The 18,738-nt window shown below is 53.1% G+C and carries 12 protein-coding genes; 8 read left to right on the forward strand and 4 right to left on the reverse strand.

Annotated features, from left to right (window positions below; genetic code table 11):
- Window positions 1–125: 125 nt before the first annotated feature.
- From ATY27_RS02760 to ATY27_RS02775, 4 genes are read right to left on the reverse strand one after another with little or no spacing between them, the layout of a single operon-like run.
- The gene (locus ATY27_RS02760; protein WP_208932637.1) at window positions 126–461 is read right to left on the reverse strand and encodes a copper-binding protein; all 336 of its coding nucleotides are present in this window, start codon (window positions 459–461) and stop codon (window positions 126–128) included.
- A 16-nt stretch (window positions 462–477) separates the two neighbouring features.
- The gene (locus ATY27_RS02765; protein WP_208932638.1) at window positions 478–3,699 is read right to left on the reverse strand and encodes an efflux RND transporter permease subunit; all 3,222 of its coding nucleotides are present in this window, start codon (window positions 3,697–3,699) and stop codon (window positions 478–480) included.
- Complete coding sequence (locus ATY27_RS02770; RefSeq protein ID WP_208932639.1) at window positions 3,696–5,321, reverse strand: efflux RND transporter periplasmic adaptor subunit; 1,626 nt, start codon at window positions 5,319–5,321, stop codon at window positions 3,696–3,698. Before ATY27_RS02770 ends, ATY27_RS02765 begins: the two co-directional genes overlap by 4 nt.
- Window positions 5,318–6,676, reverse strand: coding sequence for a TolC family protein (locus ATY27_RS02775; protein WP_208932640.1), 1,359 nt, complete (start codon window positions 6,674–6,676; stop codon window positions 5,318–5,320). The genes ATY27_RS02770 and ATY27_RS02775 overlap by 4 nt, the downstream gene beginning before the upstream one ends.
- Before the next feature lie 763 nt (window positions 6,677–7,439).
- Here ATY27_RS02775 and merR point away from each other — a divergent pair.
- The 8 genes from merR (at window position 7,440) to ATY27_RS02815 (ending at window position 18,701) form a co-directional block, all read left to right on the forward strand.
- The gene (gene merR, locus ATY27_RS02780; protein WP_208932641.1) at window positions 7,440–7,844 is read left to right on the forward strand and encodes an Hg(II)-responsive transcriptional regulator; all 405 of its coding nucleotides are present in this window, start codon (window positions 7,440–7,442) and stop codon (window positions 7,842–7,844) included.
- Window positions 7,845–7,923: 79 nt separating this feature from the next.
- Window positions 7,924–8,271, forward strand: coding sequence for a mercuric transporter MerT family protein (locus ATY27_RS02785; RefSeq protein WP_208932642.1), 348 nt, complete (start codon window positions 7,924–7,926; stop codon window positions 8,269–8,271).
- A gap of 52 nt (window positions 8,272–8,323) precedes the next feature.
- A complete protein-coding gene (merP, locus tag ATY27_RS02790) occupies window positions 8,324–8,599 on the forward strand; it encodes a mercury resistance system periplasmic binding protein MerP (RefSeq protein WP_208933394.1) in 276 nt (91 codons plus the stop codon).
- Window positions 8,600–8,710: 111 nt separating this feature from the next.
- On the forward strand, window positions 8,711–10,363 hold the full coding sequence (gene merA, locus ATY27_RS02795) for a mercury(II) reductase (RefSeq protein ID WP_208932643.1): 1,653 nt from the start codon (window positions 8,711–8,713) through the stop codon (window positions 10,361–10,363).
- Between the two features lie 922 nt (window positions 10,364–11,285).
- The gene (locus ATY27_RS02800; RefSeq protein ID WP_208932644.1) at window positions 11,286–13,988 is read left to right on the forward strand and encodes a TonB-dependent receptor; all 2,703 of its coding nucleotides are present in this window, start codon (window positions 11,286–11,288) and stop codon (window positions 13,986–13,988) included.
- Window positions 13,989–14,097: 109 nt separating this feature from the next.
- Window positions 14,098–16,758, forward strand: a complete 2,661-nt coding sequence (locus ATY27_RS02805) for a glycoside hydrolase family 3 protein (RefSeq protein WP_208932645.1) — start codon at window positions 14,098–14,100, stop codon at window positions 16,756–16,758.
- 66 nt (window positions 16,759–16,824) lie between these two features.
- Complete coding sequence (locus ATY27_RS02810; RefSeq protein WP_244151396.1) at window positions 16,825–17,895, forward strand: histidine kinase; 1,071 nt, start codon at window positions 16,825–16,827, stop codon at window positions 17,893–17,895.
- Complete coding sequence (locus ATY27_RS02815) at window positions 17,892–18,701, forward strand: LytTR family DNA-binding domain-containing protein (RefSeq protein ID WP_208932646.1); 810 nt, start codon at window positions 17,892–17,894, stop codon at window positions 18,699–18,701. Before ATY27_RS02810 ends, ATY27_RS02815 begins: the two co-directional genes overlap by 4 nt.
- The last annotated feature ends 37 nt before the right edge of the window (window positions 18,702–18,738 follow it).

Below are 18,738 nucleotides of genomic sequence, written 5' to 3' on the forward strand. Positions count from 1 at the left end.
TGCGGCGGTTCCAGGTACTGCTGTTACGCCGTGACCTTGTACCGTCGCGCACGTTTCAGAGACCACTTCGCTCAAATGAGCAGACGAGCACAGCTCTCGTCTGCTCTGTATCAGAAAGCGAAATTTTACTTAACATTCGTAATAACGTACGTTTTATCCACGTGGGCAAGTTCAACAATTACAATCTTTCCGATAACGAGCTTGTCCAGTAATCTTTTATCTTTAACCTTGAATCCCATGGTCATCGCGGGCCAATTCAGGCTTTGGATTGGGTCATGGGTCAGAGTGACGACACCGGCAGTCATATCAACTTTAGTTACTTTGCCTTTTGCTACATGGACTGTTTGAGTGGCCGGGACCGTCTCCATCGGCATGTCCTCCATCGCCTTTGACTGTGCAGTTGCTACAGCTGGCGACAATACAAGCATGGCTGCAAATAAGTGAGTTAATCGTGTCTTCATGTTCAATGTTCTCCAGTTATTGTGAAGGTGGCATACCGGTTTCTGGTAAATCCAGAGATCGGGGTTTTGTATCAAGGTGATTGCGCTCTTGAAGAGAAGGCTCAACTGCATGCGGCTTCCGCCGACGCCGGTGCATCAGATAGTAGGCTGCCGGGATCACAAACATCGACAAGAGCGGCGCCGTGACCATGCCCCCGACCATGGGCGCCGCAATACGCTGCATCACTTCACTGCCGGTACCACCACCCCACATGATGGGTAACAGGCCAGCCAGGATCACCGCGACCGTCATCGCCTTGGGGCGTACGCGCTGGACTGCGCCTTCACGGATGGCGTCGAGTAAGTCTGCTTCGCTGGTCAGGTGCTCTGCGATACGTGCCGTCCAGGCCTGTTTGAGGTAAAGCAGCATAATCACGCCGAATTCGGCCGCGACGCCGGCGAGTGCGATAAAGCCCACGACGACCGCAACTGACAGGTTGTAGCCCAGTCCATACAACAACCAGATGCCACCCACCAACGCAAATGGCAGTGTTGCCATCAGCAAGAAGGCTTCACCGAAGTGCTTGAAGGTCAGGTACAGCAAGATAAAAATGATGAGCAGTGTGAATGGTACCACCAGCTTGAGCTTGGCGGTGGCACGCTCCAGAAACTCAAATTGCCCGGACCACGACACCGAATAACCAGGCGGTAACTTTACCTGAGCAGCAACCACTTGCTGCATGTCGTGCACCGCCGAGCCCAGATCACGACCGCGCAGGTCAACATAGACGAAACCAGCCAAACGAGCGTTCTCGCTACGCAGCATCGGAGGACCATCGTCGATGTGAATGTCGGCCACATCATCCAATATCAGCTGTTGACCACGTTGGGTCACGATTGGCAATTGACGTAGCCTGTCGAGCGAATCACGCACCTCACGTGGATAACGCACGTTGATCGGATACCGCTGCAAACCCTCAATAGTTTCGCCGATGTTCATCCCGCCCACAGTACTTGCCACCACCGATTGCACGTCGGCGATGTTCAGTCCGTAACGGGCCGCATGTTCCCGCTGAATGTTGACATTGATATAACGCCCGCCGGTGAGGCGCTCGGCAAACGCGCTGGTAACCCCGGGTACTTGCTTGATGGCGCGCTCGATTTCGCCGGTGAGCCGGTTGATGACCGTCAGGTCACTGCCCAGTACCTTCACGCCAACCGGGCTCTTGATGCCTGTGGCCAGCATATCCAGCCGGTTACGAATGGGCGGGATCCAGATATTGGTCAACCCCGGGACCCGCACGGTATTGTCCAGCTCTTCAACAAGCTTCTCGGGAGTCATGCCTGGTCGCCATTCGCTTCTGGGTTTGAACTGAATGACGGTTTCAAACATCTCGATGGGTGCAGGATCCGTGGCCGTCACCGCATTGCCTGCCTTACCGTACACAGTGGCCACTTCGGGCACTGCCTTGATCAGCCGATCGGTTTGTTGCAGTAACTGGCTTGCTTTGCTCACCGACAGGCCAGGCAGTGCGGTTGGCATATAGAGCAAATCCCCCTCGTCAAGGGGAGGCATGAACTCGCTGCCCAGATGTTGCAAGGGCCAAAGGCTCACAAAGAACAGCAAGACAGCAGCGCCAATGGCAGTTTTGGGGAAACGAAGTACGATGTTCAGCAACGGTCGGTAAAGGGCGATCATGAGGCGGTTGAGCGGGTTTTTCTGCTCGTCCGGAATGCGCCCCCGGATCAGGTAGCCCATCAGCACGGGGATCAGCGTCACCGCTAAGCCTGCGCTTGCCGCCATGGCGTAGGTCTTGGTAAAGGCCAGCGGCGAGAACAACCGGCCTTCTTGTGCTTCCAGTGCAAAGACTGGCACAAACGACAGGGTGATGATCAGCAAGGAAAAAAACAGGGCTGGCCCCACCTCGGCAGCTGCATCGCCAATCACCTGCCAGCGGGCATCGCCGTGAAGTTGGTCATCTGGATGGTCATGCTTCCATTTTTCCAGGTGCTTATGAGCGTTTTCAATCATCACCACAGCGGCGTCAACCATAGCGCCGATAGCGATGGCGATACCGCCTAATGACATGATGTTGGCGTTGACACCTTGCCAATGCATGACGATGAATGCCGCGAGGATCCCCAAAGGCAGAGAAATGATGGCGACCAGCGCTGAACGCAGGTGAAACAGGAACAGCGCGCAAACGATGGTCACAACGATAAATTCCTCAACCAGCTTGTGGCTCAGGTTTTCGATCGCGCGCCCGATGAGGCCAGAGCGGTCATAGGTTGGCACTATCTCGACGCCTTCCGGCAAACTCGTTTTCAGGCTCGTGAGCTTTTCTTTGACGGCTTTGATGGTCGCAAGCGCATTCTCGCCTGAACGCATTACAATCACGCCACCGACCGCTTCACCTTCACCGTCCAGTTCGCCAACACCACGTCGCATTTCAGGGCCAATCTGAACTAAAGCGACATCGCTCAACAGCACTGAAATTCCGGCATCGCTGGTCAGGAGCGGTATTGCCCGAAAGTCGTCCAGCGTTTGCAGGTATCCGGACGCACGCACCATAAACTCGGCTTCGCCCATTTCAAGCACTGAACCACCTGCTTCCTGATTGGCGCGGCGGATGGCCTCAATCACTTGATTGTGAGGAATACGATAAGCAGCCAGCTTATCCGGATCCAGAACCACCTGGTATTGGCGCACCATCCCCCCTATGGTCGCTACTTCCGCCACGCCGGGCACCGTTTTTAGCTCGAATTTCAGAAACCAGTCTTGCAGGCTACGCAGTTGGGATAAATCCTGCTGACCCGTTTTGTCGATGAGTGCATATTGGTAAATCCAGCCGACGCCGGTTGCATCCGGCCCCAGTGCTGACGTCGCGCCGGAGGGCAAGCGCGATTGGACCTGGCTGAGGTATTCCAGTACACGAGAGCGGGCCCAATAAAGATCGGTACCATCCTTAAACAACACATACACATAACTGTCCCCGAAAAACGAGTAGCCGCGCACGACCCGGGCACCCGGTACCGACAGCATTGTGGTGGTGAGTGGATAGGTAACCTGATTTTCGACCAGTTGCGGCGCCTGTCCTGGCCAGGTGGTGCGAATGATGACCTGAGTGTCAGACAGATCAGGCAACGCATCCAGCGGTGTACGGATCAGCGACAGCACGCCCCAGGCTGCCAACAGTAGGGTTGCGATCAGCACGAGAAAACGGTTGTGGATAGACCAATAGATCAGACGGGCAATCATTGTACATCTCCCTGGGCTGCGTTATTCGGTTGCCAGCGCACAATTTGCGGTGTGTCGCCCTCGCGGATGATAAACTCGATGCGGATCTCATCCCCGGCAAATAGCTTGTGCGACACATCCGGTGCCAGTAAAAAATCCATTGTCATTCCCGGCCATTTCAGCGCAGGAATATCAGGATGTGTCAGCGTCACCGTGCTACCGGATACAGCTTCCACACGCGCGGTGGTGTGGTAGAGCTGCGGCATGGCGCTGGCGTCCACAGGCGCAGACTCCTTATCCGAAGACAATCGTGCCTCCATGCCTTTGAGGCTGGCTTCGGAGTCAATAAGAAACTGTCCGGACACCACGACCTCCTGGCCCAAAAGAAGGCCAGACAGGACCTCGGTTTGGCCATGCTGTTCGCGTCCTACTTGTACTTCTACCGGACGAAATGCGCCGTTGTCGACGAGCATCACCAGTGTGCGTTTCCCGGTGCGAACCAGCGCTTCACTGGGTACCAGTAAGGCTTCACGCGCTCCGCCTGTGCTGAGTTGCATCTGCACGAACATGCCGGGTACCAGTTCCTCTTTGGTGTTCACAAGTAACATGCGTGCCTTACGGGTACGCGTTGTTGGACTGACCTCAGGTAACAAAGACTGCACCTCGCCGCGGAATACCTCACTGGGCCAAGCCGCGGTCTTTGCAATGACCTGAGCGCCTGTAAGAACCTGCGTTGCCTGACTCTCCGGCACTTCGGCCTGCACCCAGACCGAGGATAGGTCGTTGATCCCCATCAGCGGATCCCCAGTCATCACGGTACTGCCCTCACGAACCATCAGATCTGTGACTACGCCGGACACTGGTGCTGTCAGGGTCACGCGGGCTTGTACTTGTCCGCTGCGCTCAACCATGGCAATTTGCATCTCACTCATCCCTGATTGTCGCATCCGCTGCCGTGCGGAATGAGCAAGCGTCTCCAGCCCGCTCCCTTGTAACTGCCTGGCTGTGAGGTAGTCTTCCTGCACCGCAATCCAGTCCGGCACATACAGCTCCAGTAGCGGTTGCCCTTTTTTCACCCGGTCCAGCGCAGCACGCACATGCAACTTCTCCACAAAGCCAGTGGCGCGAGCCTGCACGATGATTTGACTGTACTCGTTCCAGGCTACGATACCGGCAGCTGATACATCGGGTGCTAATTGCCCGGATATGACTTTGGTTGTCCGTATCCCCAGATTCTGCAAAGTGCGGGCACTGACTGATAGTGTGCCGGTGTCGGTCCCTTCGGCGCCGGCATAGGCGGGAACCAGCATCATGTCCATAAAGGGTGACTTGCCGGGGGCTTCGAATTTTTTCCCGGGGACCATGGGGTCGTGATAATGAAGGATTTTTCGACCGGTGATTGGATCAACATCACCGGCCTTAAGTCCCGTTTCAATATGTCGTTTTGTGGCGGCGCTGCCCTCAGGGATACCCCAGCCTGACGGGTCGATGACGGCTGTTGCTGGTGCGCCCTCGCTTTCAGTGCTGGCAGGGTTTGGCGCATGTGCCATCCCGTTATAAAGCCCCAGTTGGTAGAGACCAAAACCGCTTCCTATAAGCACAACAATAACCAGTAGCCCAAGCATCGGGATTTTTTTGTTCATGGTGATTGCTCCGGGTTCAGGTGATTTAACGGATGGTCGGATGTCAGTTGCTCCTGAGAGAACAGGAACTCAAGTTCGGCCCACCAGGCGGCCGTCTGTTTTTCGATACGCAGCCGTTCCAGACGGGTATCCGTCACCATGCGCTGGGCTTCAAGGACTGCAGACAGTGGTGCTTTGCCACTTCGAAAATCGGCTTCCAGCGCTTGAACGCGTTCTGCTGCCAGTGGGATCAAGGTTCTGTCGTAGTCGGCAAGGCGATTTATGTTGCCGCGCCAATTGGCGAGTAGCTGCTGTAAATCGAACAGAAGTTCACGCCGCATCTCTTCGCGTTCAAACCTCAATTGCTCCACCAACTGCATTTTTGCTGAATACTCACGGTCTTGTTTATTGGTCTGATCCCATTGCAGTGGAATAGAAACGCCTAACGACACCATGTCACCGAATTGGCTACCGCGTTTGCTGTACATTAATGACCAGCTCCAGTCAGCGTTTTTTTCTTGTGCTGCAACATCAGCCTCGGCTTGAGCCACCCGTTCGCGGGCAGTGATCACGGCGATGTCAGAATGCCGGTCGATGTCATGGTGCTCTGCCTGTCGGGTATGGCTGATTTTGGGCAAGAGACCCAGTGGCCGCTCGCCTATATCACCCACCCAGCGGTTCAGTTGCGCCCGGGTCGTCGCAAGCTCTGCATCCGCGAGATGTAATCGCTCGTCAATTTGTGCAAGCGAAGTACGCGCAGCAAGCACATCTGCCTGGCTGCTGCGCCCGCTGCGATAGGCTGATTCAATCGCTGTGCTGACTTTTTGAGCATCCTCATGTTGACGCAGTAAAAGTTCTTGTACTTGTTCTTGGAAATAGCGATCGAACCATGCGCCTGCGGTTTGAGCGAGTAATCTGGTCTTCTGCCAGGACTTCAGGGCGGTTGCTGCATCGGCTTCGCGCTCGTAACGTGTGGCGCGTGCCTGGCGTTTTTCAATGCCCGTAAAGGTTTGCATCAGGCTAACGGAGCGCATGGTCATGAAGTCGTTTGCGATTTGGTAGCGCATCGGCCCCTCAATAGGGAGATTGTCCACGGACAAACGCAGCTCAGGATCTGGCAGACGACCGGCAGAAACAGCCATTTCCCGTGCAGCACGGGTCGCGGCATCCTGAGCTTGCAGTGACGCTGAACGAGATTGCGCAGCAGTTAAAGCAGCATCCAATGTGAGGGGATGGGACGATTGTTGCGCTGATACAAAGTTGGCCATGCCAACTAAAACAACGACCGTGATCAGAGTGCCGAGCTTGTGCAGCCAGTCACGATGTTTACCGCGAACAGGAAGCGGCGAGCCTCCCAAAGAGGGGCGTGAATGCATTGTCTAACTCCATGTGTCATGAATGCCATGCGGTTGGTTGCGCACGGCAAAAGAACTGCGAACCTTAACAAGGCTTTCAGTTACATCGTATTTACACGGAATTAGCTAAAGGATGGAGGTCGCCAGACACCCGAGGGCTCAAACGAAGCGAAATGAGTTATCAGCATCGGCACGTGATCCGATGCGAATGTGAATGGCATATGCGAGCTCTGCGGCGGAGTAATCAGAGTACTTGAGAAAGCACACCGTTTGTCCGACTTGCAAAGCTGGCCAGTTTCTTCAAAAGTTTCGTCATCGTTGCAGCAATCAGATTTTGATTGAGTAGTAGAGTCGGACGATATGGAAACGCTGCTCATATCGCTCATGGGGCATGGCTTCTGAAAGACATGCGCACTCACGCTGCCCTGAAAGGCAACGAATAAGCAAAGTAAATAAGCAAGCAATTTTTTGTGCATTTTATTAGGGTAGCAAACATCACCGCACATTTGAACAGTATTTCGACATTGGTGATTGCAATCTTCCTTTCTCAATCTAAAAAACAAGAACGAAATCTCGTTTCGACTGAAAAATTGTGTTCGAAGCTATACCATTTAAACCTTCACCGACTTTCGGCCGAAGTGGTTGGACAGGAGATTGATGAATAATCGTCTGAGGGTCTGTGTGGGCTAGCCGCTCGCCCCGTGCGTGACAAATAGCAACACATACGAAAATTTTTTGCGTGAGTCTATTTTGGATTATAGTAAACCGTATGTAGGTACGGTAAATGGATGTCATTTTGTATACAATCGGCCAATTAGCCAATGCAGCTGTCGTTAACGTTGAAACTATCCGTTACTACGAACGCCGTGGTCTTGTTGAACAGCCTGGTAAACCGACACAGGGGTTTCGCCGGTATCCTGTCACTACCCTGAATCGGCTTCGATTTATCAAGCGGGCGCAGGAGTTAGGGTTCACACTGGAAGAAATCCATCATCTGCTCACACTGAATGATACTCCCTGTCAGGGCGTCCAAGACGTGGCCACACTCAAGCTTGCCAATGTCCGCTCAAAGATCGCAGATCTGCAGAGTCTGGAACTTGTTCTTCATCATTTGCTGAACCAATGCGCATCCAATCCGGATCAGACCCATTGCCCCATTATCGAATCCCTGCAACCACATAACAACTAAACCCACCGATTGGGCTTGACTCCGTACTATGGTACGGCATCTACACTGACACCGATAGCTCTAATCGTAGGAGTAAAACGTGTCCATAAAAGAGTCAAATCTCCCCGTTATCGGTGGAATAGTTGCGGCCATTGGTGCAGGCGTTTGTTGTGCCGGTCCTTTCGTTTTGTTGCTACTTGGGGTGAGTGGTTCCTGGATTGGTCATTTGACCATGTTAGAACCTTATCGCCCTATTTTTATTCTGCTGGTTTTAACTTCGTTTGGATTTGCTGGCTGGAAGGTCTATCGACCTATTGACATGTGCGCTCCAGGAACAGTCTGTGCAGTTCCCCTAGTGCGAAAACGTCGGCAGGTGATCTTTTGGTTATCAGCACTCACAGCATTAATGTTAGTCACCAGCAATTATTGGATTGTCTGGTTCGCCTGAATACTTTTTACCCTCAATTTTATTAACGTTTTATACGTTATTGGAGAGAATGATGAAGAAAATCACCTTGTTGTTTTTGCTAACGTTGACCAGCCTGAGCGCTATAGCCGAAACGAAAACGGTTACGTTGGAAGTTCCAACCATGAACTGCGTCACTTGTCCGTTTACGGTCAAAAAAGCCTTACAAAATGTAGAGGGCGTCAGTAAAGCTGAAGTTACCTTTGACACCAAGTTAGCAGTAGTCACCTTCGATACCGAAAAAACCACGGTGAAAGCACTGACTGAAGCCACCACTAACGCGGGTTATCCGTCAACGGTCAAAGAGTAAAGCGCGGAAATACACATACGATTACGGCCCCTGTTTCGGCAATAAGCTGAGCGCATTGGTTACGATAATTAACAATCACAGAAAATACCTCTTCGCTATTGAGGAACGAAAATGATCTTGCTATCGATAAAAGGGATGACTTGCCCAAGCTGTGTCGCCCATATCAAAGATGCGCTCGATGCGACCGAAGGCGTGAATTACGTTGAGATCTCCTATGCAAACGCCAGCGCAGCGATCACCACAAACGGGAAGGTAAGTGTCGCGGATCTCGTCAAGACGGTTGAAACTCTGGGTTATGCCGCACAAGTCAAACCAGAACCTCAAACTTGTTTTGACAACACAAAAACCAGCAATACAGAAAATATCAGCCCACAACAGGTGGTGATCATTGGCAGTGGCTCTGGTGCGTTTGCCTGTGCGATTAAAGCTGCTGACGGAGGAGCTAAGGTTACGCTTATCGAAGGTGCGGATGTTATTGGCGGCTGCTGTGTCAATGTCGGCTGTGTCCCGTCTAAGATCCTGATCCGCGCCGCACAACTGGCGCAGCAACAACGAAACAACCCTTTTACCGGATTGGTAAATCATTCGCCACAGCTTAATCGCGCACTATTGACGGAGCAGCAAACAACGCTTGTCGAAGAATTGCGCGTGGCAAAATACCAAAATATTCTGGATATCAATCCGGCACTGAGTTTGATCAAAGGTTGGGCTACTTTCAAAAACGCGAACACTTTGATCGTCAGCCAAAGTGATGGCTCCCAGCAAGAAATACACGCCGACAAGGTGCTCATTGCTACCGGTTCGAGCCCGACCATCCCGCCTATTGAAGGTCTGAGCGAAACCCCGTACTGGACTTCTACTGAGGCGCTGTTTGCGACAGAACGACCACAACATCTGGTCATCATTGGATCTTCTGTCGTTGCGCTGGAAATTGCTCAGGCTTATCGCCGTTTAGGCAGTGATGTTACCCTTTTGGCCAGACATACGCTTCTTTATCGCGATGAGCCGTTACTCGGCGAAAAATTAACAGACTGCTTTGAGAATGAAGGTATCAGGGTTCTAACCCATACCGAGGCGTCAAACGTTTCTCATGACGGACGGCAGTTTACCTTGAAAACCAATGCAGGTACTTTAAGCTGTGACAAGCTTTTAATATCCACAGGGCGTCATCCAAATACGGCCAGTCTTAACCTCGATGCAGTTGAGATCCGGACAGACAAAAACGGTGCGATCATCGTTAACGAGCTGATGGAAACAAGCGTTCCAGGGATTTATGCCGCAGGTGATTGTTCCACTATGCCGCAGTTTGTGTATGTCGCTGCGGCTGCTGGTAGCCGCGCAGGAATGAATATGACCGGTGGCGAGAGTAAACTTGATCTATCCTCGATGCCTGCGGTCATTTTTACCGATCCGCAGGTTGCAACCGTCGGACTGACTGAAGTTGAGGCCAGACAGCAGGGGATTCACACGGACAGCCGGGTACTCGACATGAAAAATGTACCCAGAGCACTGGCCAATTTTGAAACTGACGGCTTTATCAAGCTGGTGATTGAAAAGACCACAGGAAGACTGATTGGTGCACAACTTTTGGCCCATGAAGGCGGAGAAATGATCCAAACTGCAGCTCTAGCTATCCGCAATCGGATGACTATCACTGAGTTAGCTGACCAGTTGTTTCCATATTTGACCATGGTTGAAGGGATCAAGCTCTGCGCCCAAACCTTTCACAAAGATGTGAATGAGTTGTCCTGCTGTGCTGGATGAAATTGACTCCGCTGTATAATGCACTTCACTTCTATAGCCACCAGGTTGTTTTGGCCCTATAAATAATACGTTCATTACCTTGTCATCAATCAGAACATTCTCAAGTGACAATGAACACTCGATCCCAATAGGTTTGCTTATGGCATTTTGTTTCACCTTTAGCGGCGATTAGAAGTGAGACTGAAGGTAACCAACTTGCAATAAACCTATGTAACATAATAAAAGTTTTGTTCTATTGCTGCGTTTTCGTTGCTCGGTGGCTTGAATGTGTACTCGCAAGGAGCAAGGGCGTTCAGTGCAAAAAGTTAACTGGCACAACTCACATGAGCGTAAAAATAGGCCACAATGAAGGGCAGTTCGATTTGGATATTTGAAACAAAAAAATAACATATAGATTTTTTGTTTCAAACCAAGCAGTTAAAAAGAGTTCGTTGTACGGCTACAATCGATTTAGGCAATTTATAACGTAAAACCGTGTTAAAGCCCGATAGGTGATACTTTTTGTGGGCCGAGCCCTCAAAAGTGGCCGAAACCCAGTATTGACGGTGGTTCTAACGTTATTTTCTTCGGAAAGGTTTGTACTACCCTTCTGATCCGGTCTCAATGCCAAATAAAAAAACGCAGGAATTCCCTGCGTTTTTTTATTCCATAGCATTGTGATGCGGGCTGGAACTATCACTGCACCATCACCGCGACTGTCTGATCTGATTAAATCTGCCCTGTATGCTGGTTTTACCAGATTTTCGTCACTTTTTGTCTCTGAGATTTGTACAGGTCTTCGGGTTGTAGTGCCGCCGGCTCGCCTTGTCGAATCTGTCTATCTCTCGTTCCTACCCCAGCTTTAAGGTACCGCCTGTGGCAACAGCCAGCAGTCCGATTTGCCACTAAAACAAAAGCAAAAACACACAGACAGGGGTAGAACATGTTTAAACGTAACGCGCTTGCGATCGCGATGGCTTGCGCCTTTCCGGCACTGGCACAACAGGCAGCCGTCCAACAAGGTACGGCTGGCAGCGCTCAAAGCAGTACCGCAGCTACAAAAGCCAACAGCACCACTGAACTGGAAGTCATTTCAGTCACAGCGACCAAACGCAAAACCAAACTGATGGAAACACCGGTGGCGATTTCCGCCATCAGCGATGCCCAGCGGCAGCAGCATGGCGTCAACAGTGTGGTGGATATCGCCGATTTAGTGCCAGGGCTGGATATCTCGGTGGCCTCAGAGCAGGCGGCGCCGGTGATCACGATGCGCGGTATCCGCTCAACCAATATTACTGAGCTTGGCGATCCGGCCGTCGGTGTGCATCTGGACGGTATCTATTCACCGCGGATGCAGGGCGCGCTGGCGCTGATGTACGACGTCGAGCGGGTGGAAGCCTTGCGCGGCCCGCAGGGCACGCTGTTTGGCCGCAATTCGACCGTGGGCAGTATCAATGTGCTGTCGGCCAAACCGGAAATTGGCAGTACCTATGGCAACGCCAATACCGAACTGGGTAAATTTAATGCCAAAAGCTTTGGCGGCATGTTCAACCTGGGGCTGACTGATGACTTTGCCGTGCGTTTTTCTGGCAAAACGCTCAAACGCGATTCTTATGTCGAAGGTTACTGGGACCCGAATCAGTATGACACCCGTTACTTACCGGCTGGCGTGCTGGACGGCGAAGTCATTGCTGAAAATTCTTATTCGGGCGTCGGCCAGACCTTAACCCAACGCGAAAACTGGTGGATCGATGCCGCCGGGACGAATCCGAATGCGCAAAAAGTGCGGGCTTTAACACCGGCCAACAAAAGCGACTTTTACAATAACGCCAACGAACATTCGTTCCGTGTCAGTACTTTATGGCAACCGTCGACCGGTCGTTTCACCAACCATACGGTATTTCAGTATTACAAAAATGACAGTGCCGGCTCGGTCGACATGGTGAACTGCGACAAATTACGCGGCAGACCCGCAGAGCTCGGTGGCGACTGCGCCAGCTTTTTACCCAGTGACAACACCTATCAGGCCGTGGTGAACGTGCCGGGCAAACTGGAACTGGATATCACTTACCTGCGTAACACGCTGAACTATGAACTGACCGACGAACTGGATCTGGTCTGGCTGGCCGGTTATGAAGATATGCAGCGTCAGTCGGCGCAGGATACCGAAGTTGGGCTGGATGTCTGGGACGGCGCGATGTTTTTCCTCGACGGCACCGGCGCGCGCTCGTATTCGACCGAATTGCAGTTGCAGTCGGATGAACGTGGCGATTTAGTCTGGATCGCCGGGGTGAACCTGTTCCACGAAAAAACCGTCACCTTTGGCTATTACGATAACCCGATGGACGATAAAGCGTTCTGGGACCAGCCGGATCGCTCCACCGACGCGCTGGCCGCTTTTGGTCAGGCCACTTACAACCTGACTCCGGCGACGCATCTGACCCTGGGTTATCGTTTCAGTGACGAGACCAAACAGGACAAAGGTGGCCGCACACTGCGCTGCTCCAATGCCGACGGCTGCGCACCGGGTTGGTTTAACCGCACGCAGTTATCAGGTTTGCCAACCAATGCCTTTGAAAATCCTGCGATTTATAAATCGTCTTTTGCCAATGACAATAAAGGCAGTTGGCGTAACCACGATTTCCGGCTGGGGCTGGATTACGACCTGAGCGCTGACACTATGTTGTACGGCTATGTCGCTTCAGGCTTTAAAGCCGGCGGCATCGGTGACGTGTTTGAAGTAGTCAATGACAGAACCGGCCAGGTGCAGCGTTTTGAAACTCAGTTTGACCCGGAACAAGTACTGACTTATGAGCTGGGCGCTAAAACCAGCCTGCTGGATAACTCGCTGAATTTACAGGCGGTATTCTTTTATACCGATTACACCGACATGCAATATGCATCCGTCGGTTCTATCGGCAACGTAGAGCGGCTGGCCGCGGTGGAAAACCCGGACGGCAGCCCGGTATTGGGGCCGGACGGCAAGCCATTGCTGGATTACCGCAATATGCCGGTGATCGCCTATTACACGCAAAACGTGCCGGGTTCGACCATCAAAGGCATTGAGCTGGAGTTTGACTGGAAACCGTACCCAAGTGGCCGTATCAACGGTTATGTCACCTGGACCGACGCCCGCATCACCGAAGACTGGATCACCAAATGGGATTACGACCCGGAGTATCTGTTTAAGCTGTCGTATGAGCAGTCGATTGACCCGAACAACCGCCTGCTGAGCACCAACCTCAAAGGCAATCAGCTGGCGATGGTGCCTGAGCTCACCGCCAATTTAAGTTACACCCACAGCGTGGATTTGGGCCGCTTCGGCTTTATCCATGGCTGGTTTAACCTGAGCTGGAAAGACAAATCCTACAACACCATCTGGAACGTCGACCGCCATCTGGACGACATGCAGTTTGCGGTGTCAGCGGACGCAACGCGGTATATCGATGACCGCCGCGACGCTTATACCTCGGCCAATGCCTCTCTCAAATACGAGCCGGTCGGTCAGGCCTGGTATGCCGAGGTGTTTATCAGCAATGCCACCGATGAACTGGTGCAGCACTGGAGTAACACCGGCAAAGGCTTCCCGAAAGGCAGCTTTGGCATGCCGCGTTATTACGGTGTGCGGGCCGGGTTTAATTTCTGACATTAAACGTATTTGAAGCTGACTGTCCTGGCTGTGAACCGCTCACCTTTGGCGAGCGGTTTCTTTTTATCTGCCAGCGATTGATGTTGTGATCACGAAGGATTTTTATATGCGCTTGACCCCATCTCCCCGACTCTCTCTTTATAGTGCCAGCCTGTTGCTGTTAGCTGCGACTGTCTCCACGACTGCGCTTGCTGCCGACCTTCAGGCTGGTTTGGCGGCCAGCAGCGTCAACACTGGTACAAGCGCCGCCGGCTTGCCAAAAGTTGCGTGGCCTTATGTCAACACCGGCTTGCCGCGTGACCCGCAGCTGGAGCATTTGCTTGATCAAATCCTGGCGCGGATGACGTTGGGACAAAAAGTAGCGCAGATGATCCAGCCGGAAATTGGTTATCTGTCCGTCGCGCAGATGCGCAAATATGGTTTTGGCTCTTACCTCAATGGCGGCAACACCGCGCCGTATGGCAAAAAACGTGCGCCGGTGTCGGTCTGGCTGAAATATGCTGATGAGATGTACGAAGCGTCCGTAGACGCCAGCCTGGATGGCAGCCGTATTCCGGCGATCTGGGGCACTGATGCCATGCATGGCCACAGTAATGTGTTTGGCGCGACGTTATTCCCGCACAATATTGGCCTCGGCGCTGCCCGCGACCCTGAACTCATTCACCGTATCGGCGTGGCAACCGCCAAAGAAGTGGCTGCGACCGGTATCGAATGGAGCTTTGCGCCGACTGTTGCCGTGGTGCGCGATGACCGCTGGGGCCGCACCTACGAAAGTTACTCTGAAGATCCGGCGATAGTGCAGGCTTATGCCGGTCAGATGGTGGCAGGCCTGCAGGGCACTTTGGCCCGGGATTTTTTACAGGGCGCCGGCCGGATCGCTACCGCCAAACATTTTGTCGGTGACGGTGGCACGGCAAAAGGCGTCGATCGGGGTGACACGCTGATTGACGAGCAGGGCCTGCGGGATATTCATGCCGCCGGTTACAAAACCGCGATCGCGGCCGGTGTGCAGTCCGTGATGGTGTCGTTTAACAGCTGGAACGGCAAACGGCTGCATGGCCATCAGTATCTGCTGACCGACGTGCTGAAAACACAGATGGGATTTGACGGTTTTGTCGTCAGTGACTGGAACGGTCACACTTTTGTTGAAGGCTGCGATTTAACCCAGTGCGCCGGCGCTATTAATGCCGGTGTCGATGTGTTGATGGTGCCGGAACACTTTGAAGCCTTTTACCACAATACCATCCGTCAGGTGGAACAGGGCCTGATCCCACAAAGCCGGATTGACGACGCGGTGCGGCGTTTTTTACGCGCCAAAATTCGCTGGGGCCTGCTGCAACGCGACAAGCCGTCCAGTCGCGCTGAGTCTAAGCCAAACGATTTTAACAGCGAAGCACACAAGGCACTGGCGCGGGAAGCGGTACGTAAGTCACTGGTCTTGCTGAAAAATAACCAGCAACTACTGCCGCTGTCGCCGAAAAGCCGCATCTTAGTCGCCGGCGATGGCGCCGAAAATATCGCCAAACAGGCCGGCGGCTGGAGTGTGTCCTGGCAGGGCACTGACAACAGTAACGACGATTTCCCCAATGCCACTTCGGTATATCAGGGCATTCGTCAGCAGGTTGAAGCGGCGGGCGGAAAAGTGGAGCTGGCCGTCGATGGCGATTACCGGCACAAGCCTGATGTGGCGGTCGTGGTGATTGGCGAAAGCCCTTACGCCGAGTGGTTTGGTGATATTCAGCAGCTGGAATATCAGCATGGTGATAAACGGGACCTCGTTTTGCTGCGTAAGCTAAAACAACAGGGTATCCCGGTAGTGACGGTGTTTTTAAGCGGCCGGCCGCTGTGGGTGAATCCGGAACTGAATGCCTCCGACGCTTTTGTCGCAGCCTGGTTACCGGGCTCCGAAGGTCAGGGCGTGGCCGATGTGCTGCTGCGTGACGCGAAGGGCCAGGTGCAATCTGACTTCCATGGCAAACTGAGCTTTTCCTGGCCGCGCACTGATCAACAGTTTGTATTGAATCAGGGCGATACCGTTTACGACCCTTTGTTTGCTTATGGCTATGGGTTAACCTACGCAGACCACAGCGAACTGGCACTGTTGCCTGAGCAAAGTTCTGCAGTAACCACTGCAACAAACACCGGCGGACAAATCCCGTTGTTTTTGCGCAATCTGGCGCCGGGTTTGGCTTTTGCCCTGACCGACAGCAGCGGCAGCGCCGTGACAGTCACTACGCCTTTTGGCGTCAGCAACGATGGCAAAAGCCTGGCGATGCAGTCGGTTAATTTGTCCTATCAGGAAGATGCGCGGCAACTACGCTGGGACGCGGCGCAAAGTGCCAAGGCCAGCCTGCGTTTTCGTAAGTCGGCTGCTGCCAAAGATTATGCGACTGCCAAGGTGCTGCGTTTGAATATGCGGCTGGACCAGCAGGTGCCGGCCAATCTGCAGCTGGCGGTGTTGTGTGATGCCGCCGGGGTTTGCCAGCGCCAGTTGAGCCTGAGCGAGACACTGGCGAGGTTCAGCCCGGGTCTTTGGCAACAGGTCGAAGTGGCTTTGGATTGTGCGGCAAAACCAGCGCTTACTCAGCCGTTGCAGGATGCCGTGGTGTTCAGCGCCAGTGGCCGTCTGAGTCTGGCGGTGGCTGATGTGGTGCTGGCCGAGGGCAGTCAGGCTGACGATAAAGTGGTTCGGCTGGGTTGCGCCCCGGCGCAGGTGGGACTGAAACCTGCCGCCTTAAAATCATGGTCACGGCCGCCGGCTCGTTGACGCCGTATCATTCAGAGTTTGAAAGCGGCAGCGTAATTCGCTGCCGTTTTATTCCGGGGTTTCACAGTGGTTAAAACCTTCACACGCAATCAATTATTCTGGCTGTGCCAATGCGGTGGCTGGGCGGTGTACGCCGTGCTGACCGAGTTGATGATTAAAATCCCCAGCCAGGAACCCTGGCAGGTCAACGTGCCGCATTTGTTGCTGGATACCTGCTTTGGTTTTGGCCTGACCCTGCTGCTGCGGGTCTGTTATCGCCGTTTAAGCCAGCAAAGCACCCGACAGAAAATCTACTCGCACCTGGGCGTATTACTGCTTGGATGTCTGGTCTGGACCCAGTGGAAGTGGCTAACCTTACAGTGGTTGTACGGCCAGGTCTGGCAGACAATGACCTGGTTTGATGTCGGCACCTGGCACTCTGCGTCTTTAACGATTTTACTGACCTGGACCGCGTTATATTTTGCCTACAAAGCGACATTTGAAACTATGGAGCAACGACAAAAAGCCGCAGAGGCGATGGATCTTGCCAAAGAAGCGCAGCTGAAAATGCTGCGTTATCAGCTGAACCCGCATTTTATGTTTAACAGCATCAATGCGATCTGTACGTTGATTTTGCGGCAGGACAATCAACATGCGGTGTCGATGTTGGAAAAACTCTGCGATCTGTTGCGTTACAGTCTGTATACCGACCCGCTGGCCAAGGTCACTGTGGCAGAAGAAATCGACATTCTGCAAACCTATTTTGCCGTCGAGCAGTGCCGGTTTCGCGATAAACTGACCGTCACTGTCAGCGCCGATGACGACGTCAGACCGCTGCTGATGCCGTCGTTACTGTTACAGCCGCTGGCAGAAAATTCGCTGAAACATGGCATGCAACAAGCACAGCAACATTATGCCGTCAGTGTCAGTTTCAGCCGGCAGGATGATTTTCTGGTGATTGCGATGCTGGATAATGGCAGTGGTTTTAGCCCTGACGCTTCCCCTGGCATCGGTTTGCAGAACTGTGAAGCGCGGCTGGCGCTGTTGTATCCCGGCCAGAGTCTGTTTCAGTTTGGTAACAGGCCGGAACAAGGCGCCTGGATCCATATCCGCATCCCGCTACAACCCGGGGCAGAACAAAAACCGGAGGCTGGATGAACACCCTACGCACGTTGATTGTTGATGACGAACCGGCCGCGATTGAAGGGCTACGGCTGCGCTTGCAGGGTTTTGCCGATGTTGAGGTGGTTGCTGAAGCTGGTTCAGTGCGCGAAGCACTGGTGCTCATTGCACAGCATCAGCCGGCGCTGATTTTTCTGGATATTGAAATGCCAGAGCAAAGTGGCTTTGATCTGATCCGGCAGCTGCAGCCCGAGTTATGCCCGGCGATCGTGTTCGTCACCGCCTTCCATCAGCATGCGGTGCAGGCGTTTGAAGTGCGGGCGCTGGACTACCTGCTTAAACCGGTTAAACAGGAACGGCTGGCCGATGCCATTGCGCGGGTTCGCGCCCGTGACGGCTCCGCCGGTAAAGAACAGTTGCTGGACGCGGTGGTGCAAATCAGTACCGCCACAGCGGGGACTGCAGTGACTGCCGGTGATCAAGCTGAAATCGAAACAAAGTATTGTATTGAAAGACAAAAACTGGTGATCCAAGACGGCCGCAGTCCAATCCAGTTGATCCCTTATCAGGATATTCTGTGGATAGACGCCGCCGGCGACTATATGTGTGTGCATACCCACAGCGAAACGCATGTGATGCGGACCCGGTTAAAGAGCCTGATTAACGAACGTTTGCCTGATGTGTTTGTGCGTATCCATAAATCGACCGTCGTGAATCTGAATTACATTGTAAAAATGCAGCCTTTATGTAATTCAGAATACAATGCTGTACTGGTTAACTCAAAAGTGCTGAAGGTCAGTCGGACCTATGCACGCACTATCAAAGAGCGACTGTCGCTATAGTGAAATCAGGCAGACAGTCTGTGTATCACAACCTTTT

Source organism: Rheinheimera sp. F8 (genome assembly GCF_001518915.1).

Coding starts and splice junctions, on each gene's coding strand:
- ATY27_RS02770 (WP_208932639.1), bottom strand. CDS start 5,321: ATGAACAAAAAAATCCCGATGCTTGGGCTACTGGTTATTGTTGTGCTT.
- merP (WP_208933394.1), top strand. CDS start 8,324: ATGAAGAAAATCACCTTGTTGTTTTTGCTAACGTTGACCAGCCTGAGC.
- ATY27_RS02765 (WP_208932638.1), bottom strand. CDS start 3,699: ATGATTGCCCGTCTGATCTATTGGTCTATCCACAACCGTTTTCTCGTG.
- ATY27_RS02805 (WP_208932645.1), top strand. CDS start 14,098: ATGCGCTTGACCCCATCTCCCCGACTCTCTCTTTATAGTGCCAGCCTG.
- merR (WP_208932641.1), top strand. CDS start 7,440: ATGGATGTCATTTTGTATACAATCGGCCAATTAGCCAATGCAGCTGTC.
- ATY27_RS02800 (WP_208932644.1), top strand. CDS start 11,286: ATGTTTAAACGTAACGCGCTTGCGATCGCGATGGCTTGCGCCTTTCCG.
- ATY27_RS02775 (WP_208932640.1), bottom strand. CDS start 6,676: ATGCATTCACGCCCCTCTTTGGGAGGCTCGCCGCTTCCTGTTCGCGGT.
- ATY27_RS02760 (WP_208932637.1), bottom strand. CDS start 461: ATGAAGACACGATTAACTCACTTATTTGCAGCCATGCTTGTATTGTCG.
- merA (WP_208932643.1), top strand. CDS start 8,711: ATGATCTTGCTATCGATAAAAGGGATGACTTGCCCAAGCTGTGTCGCC.
- ATY27_RS02815 (WP_208932646.1), top strand. CDS start 17,892: ATGAACACCCTACGCACGTTGATTGTTGATGACGAACCGGCCGCGATT.